Source organism: Rhizobium sp. 01T437, from assembly GCF_056398505.1.
Map to the genome: position 1 here is coordinate 1 of NZ_JBFTPM010000021.1, position 11,751 is coordinate 11,751.

The window sequence follows — 11,751 nt, forward strand, 5'->3', positions numbered from 1 at the left end:
GGACCCGTCCGCGGACCCGTCCGCGCCAGCCAAAGTGTCGTTGCCGACCCCACCGGTGATGATGTTGTCGCTGGCATTGCCGTAGAGGGCCGTTCCGCCAGTGCCGGTATAGGTCAGCCGCTCGACATTGGCATAGGAGGCCATATCGTAGGCGCTGGCGTTGGTGCGGATCTCGTCGTCACCGCCACCTGCTGACTCGGAAATGGTGACGTTCTGGCTGGCGATAATGTAAATGTCGTTGCCGGCGCCACCGGTCAGCGTCTGGCCGATCGTCGCCGTCGAGGTAAGCGTGTCGTTGAAGGCCGAGCCGATGACCTGCTCGATGTTGATGTAGCTATTTCCCTGGGCGTCGCCGCCCGAGCCTGATGTGGTGACACCGGCGGCGCCGAGCGTGACGTTGACGGCGGAAGCCGACGCCGAGTAATCGACCGTGTCTATCCCGGAGCCGCCGTTGAAGGTGACAGTGGTTCCGTTGCCGACAAAGGTGTCGTTTGCGGTCGACCCTGCGAAGATCTCGATGCTGTCGAAAGTGTCGCCGGTCGCCTCGCCGGTATGGATGCCGGTCTTCAGATTGATGGTGACCTGGGCCGCGTAAATCGCCATATCGGTGCCGGCTCCGCCGATCAACTGGTCAGCACCAGCGCCACCAGTCAAGAAGTCGTCGCCCGCGCCGCCATCGAGCAGGTCGTTGCCGCTGCTGCCGTTCAGGGTATCGTTGCCGTCCAGACCGGAAATCTGGTCATCGGCCGTCGTGCCGTTCAGAGTGTCATTGCCTGTCGTTCCGGTAATAATTGCCATGTGAGCCTCCCTGGCGCTCGTTATTTGTCAAAGAAAGCGGATGTCATTCGTCACGGAACACGCGCTCAGCGTGATCTCGGATCGGTTTCATGACGTAGGAAAGAACCGTCCGGTCGCCGGTACGGATAAAGACTTCGGCCGGCATTCCAGGCACAAGGGCAAGGCCCGGCGATAATTGTTGCCCGTTCTGTGGGATCGCAATTGCGGCGCGATAAAAACCTGCGCCAGTCTTCGGGTCGGTCTCAAGGTCCGCCGAGATGCGGATCAGCCTGCCCTCCAGCTCCGGGGTCGTATTCCTGTTGAAGGCCGTCAGCCGTACCGTCGCGGCCTGATCAAGCGACAGCTGATCAATATCCTGTGGCGAGATGCGAGACTCGACGACGAGATCGGCGCGCGGGACGATCTGCATCAGCTGATCGCCGGGCTTCACGACCCCGCCGACCGTATGCATGGCAAGGTCATGGACGATACCTGTCGCCGGTGCGGTGATATCGAGCCGGCTGAGTTGATCGCTGGCAGCAACTTCCCTCTCGATCATTTCCGACTGCCGGTTTTCGGTGTCTCGTAGCTCCGCTGCGACTTCGGCACGCATGCGCTGATCGATATCGAGCCGCTTCAGTTCGATTTCCGCAATGCGCCCTTTCGCAGTCGCGCTTTGCGCCATCAGCTCACCCCGTTCGCCCTCCAGGCGCGCCACGGAGCGATCGAGATTGTTGATACGGTTGAGGGGGATCAAACCCATGTCGTAGAGTTTGCGTGTTCCGATCATCTCCTTGTCGATCAGAGCGATTTCATCATCCTTGGCCTTCAGCTGCACCTCGAGGCCAACAATTTGCTCACGCATCTGGGCGACCTGCTCTTGCAACTGATCCTTCTGGCCCTGTCGTGCCTGGCGGCGATCCTCAAAGAGCCGTCGTTCGCTCGCCATGGCATCATTTGAGGCAGCGCCCAGACGTTGCTGCAGGATTTCGGGACTGGTGACGCCTTCAGAGCCGTCGCGCTCTGCGGCCAGGCGTGCCTCGCGAGCATAGAGTTGGTTGAGATTTGCGCTGATGGCCGACAGATTGGCACGCGCAACGGTCGGGTCAAGGCGGATGAGAACCTCTCCGGCCCTGACCTGCTGCCCTTCCTGCACAAGCAGTTGAGCTATGACGCCACCGGTAAGGTGCTGCACGGATTTCGCGCGTCCCTCGATCGACAGAAGGCCGGGCGCGATCACAGCACCGGATAGTTCGGTGGTCGAAGCCCATCCGCCGAAACCGACGCAGAGCACGGCGATTGTGCCCATGCCCGCAATGAGGTGGCGGCCAAGTGACCTGCGGAACGTCATTTCACGGCCGTTGTTCATGACCTTGCACCCTCACCATCAATCACAGTCAATGCCGGGGACGGTGACATTCGCGCTGGGCGTTGCTGGGGTGGCGATGCCTGTCTCAAGACAGTATCCCTCGGACCGAAGGCCTTCATCTGTCCGTTTTCCATGATGAGAACGCAGTCAAGCAGCGGCAGGATGCTGTTTCTATGGGCGACGATGACGACAATGCCGCCGCGCTGCTTGACGCTTGCGATTGCGGCTGCAAGCGCTGCGTCCCCATCGGCATCGAGGTTCGAGTTCGGCTCGTCGAGAACGACAGCGAAGGGATCGCCATAAAGCGCACGCGCAAGGGCAACACGCTGGCGCTGACCGGCGGAGAGATTGACACCGCCATCGCCTAGCTCGGTTTGGTAGCCCTTGGGAAAGGCAACGATCATCTCGTGCACGCCTGCTGCCTTTGCTGCGGCAACGACACTTGTGTCGTCGGCCATAGGGTCAAGACGCGCGATGTTATCGGCGATCGTTCCAGGCAGCAGATCGGATGTTTGCGGCATGTAGCCGATGTGGCGACCGCGTTCGAATGGGTCCCACTGATCGAGCGCGGCACCGTCCAGACGCACCTCACCCCGGATTGGCTTCCAGGCACCGACAAGGGCGCGTATCAGGGACGATTTGCCCGACGCGCTTGGACCGATCACCCCGACGACGGACCCTGCGTCGATGCGGAAGCTGACGTTTTGAACCACCGCGCGCTGATCACCGGGAGGGTAGACCGACAGCTGTTCGGCAACGAGAGACGTTCGCGGGGCGGGAAGGACCGTCTTCGGGCCTTCGTCGGGGAAAAGCGCCAGAAGCTCCGTCAGGCGCTGCCACCCCTGGCGGGCTGTCAGAAGGTTGCGCCAGCTGGCGATTAGCTGTTCGGCGGGAGCCAACGCCCGACCCATCAGGACGTTACTTGCCAGGATCATTCCGCCTGTCAAATCGCCTTCAATGACAAGCCATGCGCCAAGGGCCAGCGTTCCCGACTGGACCATTGCCCGGATCATTTTGGAAATTCCGGATAGAACGCCAGCGATATCGGAAATGCGCCTTTGCAAATCGATATAGGTCGCCTGCGCGTCGTCCCAACGCTTGGCGACCTGCTCTTTCATTCCCATTGCGGCCAAGACTTCGCCATTGCGATGCGCTGCCTCGCCTAGCCTGTTTCGCGCAATCAGCGCGGCAGACGATTGCCGCGTCAGCTTCTTCGTCATCACTTCGGTCAGCAAGGTCAACAGCGCAAGGAGGACCATGGTGATCGCAGCAACCGTGCCGATTAATGGGTGAATGAAGAAGCAGATGACCAGATAGACCGGCAGCCATGGCAGATCGAAGAGAGCAACGGGACCGCTGCTTCCAAGGAAAACCCGGATCTGCTCAAGGTCCTGGGCTGGCCGCAGGACGTCTCCAGGTACCCTTATACGCAAGCCCGCTCCAGCGATCGCGCCGAGCACTCGTTTTGTGAGTGCCGCATCCAGCATGGCGGCAATCCGCGTCATCATGCGACCGCGAATGACGTCGAGGATTCCGGTAAAGGCGTAAAGACCGGCCGTCAGGGCCAACAAAGCGATCAACGTCGGAATGCTCTTGCTTGGAATAACGCGATCGTAGACCTCGATCATGAAGATCGGCGCGGCAAGCGCGAGAAGGTTCATCACGCATGAGAACGCAAGAATGCCGAAAAAAGCGGCCACCAGCTTAGCAGGAAAAAATCGCCCGGCTGTACGCATCAATCCTCCCTCGAGCACGTAGAGGTAGTGCTCGGCGCATAACCTATGAGGGAATCCCGCGAGGGGGCAATATATGCAAAGTAGTATAAAAAGCAGCCTAGCTAATTGATTTCGCTGAGAGAATTTGGCGTTTAAGAATTTTTTCCGTCAGCCGAAATTGGAATTGGAAGACTAATTCTGGATATTTTTGAGATTTTTTCTCCCCAAGTTCCCGGAAAAGGCCACTCATCGAGAAATAATGCACTCCGGCCATGCATTAGAAGATCGTCAAACAGGCATCACGCCCGACTGATGCGCCCTATCCGGCAAGCAGTGTTGACCAGGCCTCGGCAACGAGGCCTCCTTGCATGAGCTGAGCAAGGATTCCAACAACGGCGAGGCGCGCAGCTTTGTTGATGATGCCAAGCTCCAGCGCCTTGACGACGGCCTCTGGTAGTGACTGGCACTGCAAACGCTCCTGAGCGTGGCGCAGATGCATGCGGACCGTATGGACGGAGAGACCGAGGAGTTTTCCGATCAGATTCGGCTTGTGTCCATTCAGGACGAGTTCAAGACATATTCGGCCGCGCTCCGTCAGCAACTCTTCCGTCTTCGGCGACTGCTCCAGACGCAGTGTATGGAAATGAATGTGCTGGCCGAACAACATCATATCGGCTTCGGAGCGTCGTTTGAGCGCCTTCCACTCCTGGTCGCTCATAGAGTCGCCGATGAATGAAAACAGTCCAGGTGGACGGTTCGCCGGCGAGATGGGGATGGTCAAGCCGCGATCACCAATCTTGAAGCGCTTCATCTCCTGAAAATAGAAGCGAGCCGATTTGGAACGTCGATCAACAAGATCCCAGTCGAGTGGAAGCGGTGCCTGCCATGCGGACTTGACGATCGGATCGATGCTAATGAGATCGCGCGCGTCGTATTGCCTGAACCATTCCGGATCGCTTGTAGAGATCACCGTTCGCGATGTTACTTTCCCAGCACCGCTCTTCCTCAGTGACCGATAGGTGATATGGGCAAATGCATACTTGTCCCGCGTGTCGTGGACGATTGCTGAAATATCATCGATGGAGTTGGCGTTTGCCAAGGCTCTGAGACTATCCTCAAGGAATCGACCATCCAGCATTCTAGCTCCTCGCGCATGCCATTCAGCATTGAACAAATTACGCGATTTATTCAACTCTAAATTATAGTCATGCGACATAAAACAAAAAAATCCCACCATAAGGAGAATTTTCGGTGATACATGCGGTCCTGGTTGCCGAGCTTCGCTTCGGTATCGCCGCTGTGCTTGCGGGCAAACGCCAGACAATTCTTCATGGTCGCCTGGAATGAGACGTCTTGCCGCTGATTTCAGGCCGCATCCTTCCTTGAAGCCTCGCGATCCTACAGCGAGATCATGGCGCGTGCCCACTGGTCAGGCAAAGCAATCGGCGCAGCAACGGCTACATCGCAGCGATCGCAGCAGCGCGCGATCTCACGGTCGCTACCCGGGATAAAAGCCCTTTCGAAGCGGCGGGCCTGAGAATTATCAACCCCTGGGCTGTGAGCGGTGCCTAGGCCTGTACTCGCTTCAGACCCTTGCTCGATTGAGTGGCCCCGCGTTGTGGCCGCGACTGCACGCGGTCGGCCGAGTATAGGATGTAAGGACGCAGCCAAAGATATATCCAAGACTGATACGGGCACGCGAAGCGGAAAACCGTCCCTGCGGCCGAGCCTTCGTCTCGGCCGCCCCCTTCTGCGCGGTGGTCCCGCAACGCCCCTAGAGTGAGAGCGCGGACTGGATTTGCCATGACGGGTTGAGGGTTGGAGAAGAGGTCTCCGACGCCCGTCATGGAGTTTGGTCCCATGACCCAGATTGAAATTCCCGACGCAGGCCGTGATACGAGCGGCGGCTACAAGGTTGACGCGCGCCGCGGCGAACGGGTGAGCCGTGTCTCGTCCGAGTGGTTCTCTCGCCCGGCCGACGAGCGTTACCTCTCCTTATCCGACCTAGCGCGCTCCGTCCGCGATCGTGCCGACCACAGCCGGACCCGCGTTGTGGAGAGCGCTCGCATCCACGTAGAGGCAAACCGCGCCGATCCGGAGCACCTAGCGCTCCTGCTCCCCGATGCCGATCGTCCTGTTGTGCCGACCCATTGGAGCTTCGGCCAGCTTGCCGGCCTTGTTGGCGCTCCGGCCGCCTACCTGCGCCAGCTTCCCGCCCCGCTCGCCGGTATCAACCTGCAATATGGCCTGAACGCCACGCGGGCTGAACAGATCAAGACGCTCGAAACCGATGACGGGCGGCTGGAACTGCGCGCCGTCACCGGCCCCGATTATGGCCGGATCTTCGATCACGAACTCGTCGATGCCGTGCAGCGCATCGCCGGCAACGRCACGGGCGACACAAGATGGAAGGTCCCCGGCGTGCTCGATTGGTCGACCGGCATTTACAATCCGCGCGTCGATATCACCAAGGACACGACGACACTCTACGCGTCCGACCGCGACGTCTTCCTGTTCCTCGTCGATGACCTCAACCCGATCGAGGCGGGGCGCCTCCCCGATGGCTCGCCGGATCTTTATTTCCGGGGATTCTATTCCTGGAATTCCGAGGTCGGCGCCAAGACACTCGGTATGGCGAGCTTTTATCTGCGTGCCGTTTGCCAGAACCGCAATCTCTGGGGCGTCGAGGATTTCGAGGAAATCATCATCCGCCACTCCAAATATGCCGCCTCCCGTTTTGCCCATGAGGCGGCACCGGCCTTGCTCAATTTCGCGAACTCCTCCCCTTTGCCCTTCATCAATGGCATCAGGGCGGCGCGCGAACGGATCGTGGCGCGCCATAACGAGGATCGCACAGAGTTCCTGCGCCGTCGTGGCTTCTCCAAGGCCGAGACCGGCAGGATCATCGAGACGGTGCTGGCCGAGGAAGGCCGGCCTCCTGAAAGCATCTTCGACTTCGTCCAGGGCATCACCGCGGTCGCGCGGGACAAGCCGCATCAGGACGCACGTCTCGACATGGAGGCGAAGGCGAAGAAGCTTCTGGATAGCGCCGCCTGACACACGGGGCTGGAGACCCGATTGACGGCGCTCCGGCTTTCGATGTCCACGCCCCTCATTTCAAACGGAACGGGCGGCGCTGCCCTCGAGAGTGAGGGGCGGCGCTGCGCGTCGTGACGGGTTAAAGGTCGAGAGAGAGACTTTCGGCAGCCCGTCGCGGAGCAAACTCGATGGCTATTGCAGTTCAGGAGATAACCCTGTCGTCCTCGCGCGACATTCCCTTCAATAAGCTGGTGCTGAACCAGCCAAACGTTCGACGCGTAGGCTCGTCCGAGACGCACATCTCCAGGCGGGGGGCTGCTTGATGACCCGTCAGGACGTTTCCGATCTCGCCCATCGCCTTGGCCGGCAGGCAGAAGCAGTGTGCCGCCACTATCTCTCCAGCGGCCGCCGCGTAGGTGGCTACTGGCTGGTCGGCGACGTGCATAACACGCCCGGCCGCTCCCTGTATGTCCGGCTTAAGGACTCACCAAAGGGCCCGGCCGGCAAATGGACCGACGCCGCCACCGGCGAACACGGCGATCTCCTCGACGTGATCCGTGAAAGCTGTGGCCTCGTCGCCTTCCAGGAGGCCGTCGACGAGGCACGGACCTTCCTCGGCATGCCGCAGCCTCGGCCTGCCCGGCCGGCCACGCATCAGGTTCCGGCGCTGCATGGTTCGCTCAGGGCAGCACGACGCCTGTTCGCCATGTCGCAGCCCATAGCGGGCACGCTCGTGCAATCCTATTTGCGCGAACGCGGTATCACGGACCTACGCGGAACCGGAAATCTCCGCTTCCATCCGTGTTGCTACTATCGGCCCGACGAGCAAGTCCCGACCGAGAGCTGGCCCGCTATGATCGCGGCCGTCACCAACCTGGACGCCAGGATCACCGGGGCGCATCGTACCTGGCTAGACCCGGCAGGCCAGGGGAAGGCTCCGATCGATAGGCCGCGTCGGGCGATGGGCAACCTTCTTGGCAACGCCGTCCGCTTTGGCATGAGCGGCGACGTCATGGCGGCCGGCGAAGGCATCGAGACCGTCCTCTCGATGCGGCAGGTCCTGCCTGACATGCCGATGCTGGCAGCGCTCTCGGCAGCCCACCTTGCCGCCGTCCTATTCCCGGATACGCTACGGCGGCTCTACATTTTGCGCGACGATGACCCGGCCGGCGACGGTGCACGCGACCGCCTGATCGAGCGGACGAACGCGGTCGGGATCGAGGCGATCGTCCTCTCGCCGCAGCTCGGCGACTTCAACGAGGATCTCCGCACTCTTGGTCTCGATTCGCTGCGCGGCCAGACCCGAATGACGATCGATCCGCGGGATGTCGTACGCTTCATGGAGCAGGCGGCGTAGCCGACGAGCGGAAACGTGCTGCAGTGCCGCTGTGCTCGTCGGGATGCGTCGCCCCGTAGGGTAGCGCGCCTCGGCCTTCGAGAGAGCGATCGGCCCACAAGCCGACCCGCCCGGCAATGGCGGCGGCCGACTATTTTCCGGCGGCCCAAGTCCAGACGCGGAAGGCCGCGTCTGGACTTGGGCCTTTCCATCGCGAGGCAAAATAGTTGGCCCTCGCCATCCTCCGCTGTCGCTCCGGCCCTGCGCTGACGCTGCGGGTGCAGGGACAGCCGGCCCGTGGGCTTGGTCGCCATGAAGGCCGCGACGGTCGCGGTCCAACTGACGGAGCATCCGATGAACGAGCACGACTTCGAACCGCACCACGAATCCTCACCCACCGACCATATCCTCGACGAGTTGCAGCTTCACGGCTATCGGCCCTTTGCGGACGAACCCGACCAGCGGCTCCTGCCGGACGGCAACGCGGTCGCAGGGGCCGTTGCCGACATCTTCGACGCCCTGATCGCGACCCTGGAGGATACGCGCCTCGAACCCGATCTCGACGATCTCCTCTGGTCGGCCGTCAATGTCTTCCATCGGGCGGGCGAGCGGATCGCCCGCGAGCTCGACGACAACGAACAAGCCCAGAAACGCTCCCAGCGGGAACAGGACGGCAGTGAGGTGAAGTCGGTCGAACTCGAACGCCTGATCGCCGAGGGCATGACGATGATCGAGCGCCAGAACGCCTTCGAGCTGATGCGYGACCAGGCGGCCGAACACTACGAGCGCCATGTGGGCAAGCCCTGGCTCCCGCGCGGCGGATCGAAGGTCAATCATCGCAATCTCACCTCGGCGATGATCGACAGCCGCGACTTCCTGATGGCGAGGAAGCGCGCCGAGCAAGAAATTCTTCTGCCTCCCGGTCCGAAGATCGTCATCACAGGTGGGGTCGACTTCAACGATCACCGGCTGATCTGGGCCAAGCTCGACCAGGTCCACGCAAAGCATCGCGACATGGTGCTGGTCCACGGCAAGTCACCCAAGGGCGCCGAGAAGATCGCCTCGCTCTGGGCGACACACCGCGGCGTGGTGCAAATCGGCTTCGCGCCCGACTGGACAAAGCATGGCCGCGCAGCGCCCTTCAAGCGCAACGATCTGATGCTGGAGATCGTGCCGAAGGGCGTGATGCACTTCCCCGGCACGGGCATCAACGACAATCTCGCAGACAAGGCCAGGAAGCTCGGCATTCCGGTCTGGACGTTCGGCGGGGCGTGACGCCTCCTCCTCCGCATGGCGAACCAGGACGACGTGTCTCCGGCCTGGGCTTCATCCGGCTCGCACCGGCCTGAGCAGGCAGGACGACTGGGCTCTCGTCACCGGGCACCATCGCCGTCCTTCTGCGGCGATCCTTGATCCGGAAGATCGTTTGACGCCATCAGCCGAAAGGTCCGCTGCCTTCTCGTCAGGTCCGCCGACGGGCTTGCGCCGTCGCGGGCTCGGCGGGCGATTGCGGTGGCCACAGAATGGACATTTCAACGAGAGACGGCCCTGCCTGCTATCCATCATCATCATGAATCGGTGCGGCCGGATCGATTCAAACTTGTCGTTGGACGCGACGGATAAAGCTGGCGATCCTGCGCGCATGACAACCCATTCCTACCAGCTCTATTGCCAGCGTATCGACGAGACCCGAAATATGGCGCGCTATTATGCCTTGTCGATCCAGCCGACGCTGTTCGGCGAGATCGCCGTCATGCGCAGCTGGGGTCGCATTGGCAAGGCCGGCGGAGAAAAGAGCGAGATCTTTTCGAGTGAACAGCAGGCGATTTCGCATTTCCTGGCGCTTGCCAGCAGGAAGCGCAACAGAGGATACGTTCCGGTTGGGGATAGATCGGGAGGATGGGAATGAGTATCGTGCGCGAAACCGATCGCCGGCAGCCGGACCTGACTTAGGTGCCTGATCAGTCGCGGGTGCCGTCTGAGGCCGAGGCAGGTTCGTTCGTCGGTGCTACGGCTGCAAGATCCTGATCCTGGCTGAGATCCAGATCGCCCCAGATCGACGGCTTGCGTGCGAGGGCCTTCGATTTCCTGGTCTGCTTGATCTCGACGATGAACGGCTTTGTCTGGCGCATATATCCTCCGCGCGGCGAATCGCTCGGCAACGATATCCGTTGCGTTGGCCTTAGCAACTGGCCCGGTGCGAGAATGTTCTATTCGGGCGGTCTGCCTCGTCGTCGGTGGGTCGGGCGCGACGGTTGCCTGACCTTTGCTGTGATGAATGTGCAGTCGCACCAATGCCCGTTCCTTTGAACGCCTGTTATCCGGCAGCCCAACTGCGGGCTCGATGGGGCCTGTCTGACCGGAAAGCGGCTGCGCCTCGATCGTGCTGCCGCAACGGCAATCGCAATTTTCTTACCCCTGCCGGCTTTGCCGTCATTCCGCGCCAACTAACAAACTTGCGACTTGCCGTCCTCCATTACATTTCGGCCCTATGGGTGCGGTCCGATCGTCCCCGGTCTTTGCGACAGCCATCGAGGCCGCGATGGGCGCGGCCCGAAACAACGAAAGGAACAGGACAATGGCAACCATCGGCACTTTCACCTCGAATGATAATGGCTTCTCCGGCTCGATCCGCACCCTCGCCCTCAACGTCAAGGCTCGCATTGCCCGGATCGAAAATCCCTCCGACAAGGGCCCGCACTACCGCATCTTCGCGGGCGCCGTCGAACTCGGCGCCGCATGGCAGAAGACCTCCGAGCAAGGCCGCGACTATCTTTCGGTCAAGCTCGACGATCCAAGTTTCTCGGCCCCGATCTACGCGACACTCTCAGGGGTCGAAGGCGAAGACGGATACCAGCTGATCTGGTCGCGCCGCGTCAGCCAGGACTGACTGGCACAGCCCCGCCGAAAGGCGGGGCTGTTCCTGCTACATCTGGACGCCGGTGCCGGTATCGGATCCGGCTCCAGCATTCATGTCCGCAGAGGTCGCGTCCCTCCGGGACGCGGTCTTACCCCTCTCTGACTGTTCATTTTGCACCCACCGCTTCGGCGTCAAGGACATCGCTGCCCCTCCAATTTTTCCTGCGCCGCGGCCGGCACAAAAAAACGGTTCCTTCGCTCGCCGCATGGCGGCCGCGTTGCGCGGTCCCTGACTCCTCACGGACTAAGGTGCGGACACTTTTCGTCAGACAACGAAAAGGAGACTCTGATGACAAAGCGAAACATCATTCACATCGCTGAGGAGGGTGCAAAAACCTCGTGTCGTTTGGCAGTTATCCGTGAGAATGCGCCGTTTCACGCTACCTATGGCATTTAATCTGAGATTTGCGGGAGCGATTATCGGCCACTAACCGCTTCTAATGCATCAGCAACGTTTTGAAATGGCGGCAATTTCTCGAAAGAGATTAGCCTCCGACAGCCGACACACTAATCACTGCGATTCTCAAATAATGTGCCAAACTCCAAACGGCATTCCCACACTAACTGCCGCGTCACGAATTAAGTGTCGAGGTATC

General features: G+C 60.8%; 10 protein-coding genes and 1 pseudogene. 6 read left to right on the plus strand and 5 right to left on the minus strand.

The annotated features are described in order from the left end of the window. The 4 genes from AC1DM5_RS29565 to AC1DM5_RS29580 form a co-directional block, all read right to left on the minus strand. The coding region (locus AC1DM5_RS29565; RefSeq protein ID WP_477976358.1) for a calcium-binding protein at nt 1-798 on the minus strand (798 nt) is incomplete at its 3' end. Nucleotides 799-841: 43 nt separating this feature from the next. Then, the gene (locus tag AC1DM5_RS29570; RefSeq protein WP_477824248.1) at nt 842-2,146 is read right to left on the minus strand and encodes an HlyD family type I secretion periplasmic adaptor subunit; all 1,305 of its coding nucleotides are present in this window, start codon (nt 2,144-2,146) and stop codon (nt 842-844) included. Then, entirely contained in the window at nt 2,143-3,882 is a 1,740-nt protein-coding gene (locus tag AC1DM5_RS29575) for a type I secretion system permease/ATPase (protein WP_477824249.1), read from the minus strand. Before AC1DM5_RS29575 ends, AC1DM5_RS29570 begins: the two co-directional genes overlap by 4 nt. A gap of 298 nt (nt 3,883-4,180) precedes the next feature. Continuing rightward, the gene (locus AC1DM5_RS29580; RefSeq protein ID WP_477976360.1) at nt 4,181-4,999 is read right to left on the minus strand and encodes a helix-turn-helix transcriptional regulator; all 819 of its coding nucleotides are present in this window, start codon (nt 4,997-4,999) and stop codon (nt 4,181-4,183) included. Nucleotides 5,000-5,115: 116 nt separating this feature from the next. Between AC1DM5_RS29580 and AC1DM5_RS29585 the strand changes: the two are divergent. The 5 genes and pseudogenes from AC1DM5_RS29585 to AC1DM5_RS29605 all read left to right on the plus strand — a co-directional run. Continuing rightward, nucleotides 5,116-5,433: pseudogene (locus AC1DM5_RS29585) on the plus strand (PIN domain-containing protein); the annotation flags it as partial. Nucleotides 5,434-5,721: 288 nt separating this feature from the next. Beyond that, on the plus strand, nt 5,722-6,918 hold the full coding sequence (locus AC1DM5_RS29590; RefSeq protein WP_477976362.1) for a DUF932 domain-containing protein: 1,197 nt from the start codon (nt 5,722-5,724) through the stop codon (nt 6,916-6,918). Nucleotides 6,919-7,222: 304 nt separating this feature from the next. Beyond that, complete coding sequence (locus AC1DM5_RS29595; protein ID WP_477976364.1) at nt 7,223-8,257, plus strand: DUF7146 domain-containing protein; 1,035 nt, start codon at nt 7,223-7,225, stop codon at nt 8,255-8,257. Nucleotides 8,258-8,590: 333 nt separating this feature from the next. Then, complete coding sequence (locus AC1DM5_RS29600) at nt 8,591-9,511, plus strand: DUF2493 domain-containing protein (protein ID WP_477824256.1); 921 nt, start codon at nt 8,591-8,593, stop codon at nt 9,509-9,511. 367 nt (nt 9,512-9,878) lie between these two features. Beyond that, nucleotides 9,879-10,145, plus strand: a complete 267-nt coding sequence (locus AC1DM5_RS29605; protein WP_477976366.1) for a WGR domain-containing protein — start codon at nt 9,879-9,881, stop codon at nt 10,143-10,145. A gap of 52 nt (nt 10,146-10,197) precedes the next feature. Here AC1DM5_RS29605 and AC1DM5_RS29610 read toward each other — a convergent pair whose 3' ends face one another. Then, nucleotides 10,198-10,368, minus strand: coding sequence for a hypothetical protein (locus AC1DM5_RS29610; protein ID WP_477824254.1), 171 nt, complete (start codon nt 10,366-10,368; stop codon nt 10,198-10,200). A gap of 446 nt (nt 10,369-10,814) precedes the next feature. On the opposite strand from AC1DM5_RS29610, the gene AC1DM5_RS29615 reads away from it, so the two are divergent. After that, nucleotides 10,815-11,126 carry a DUF736 domain-containing protein gene (locus AC1DM5_RS29615; RefSeq protein WP_477824255.1) on the plus strand — a complete coding sequence of 104 codons (312 nt, stop codon included), beginning with the start codon at nt 10,815-10,817 and terminating at the stop codon, nt 11,124-11,126. Nucleotides 11,127-11,751 lie beyond the last annotated feature (625 nt).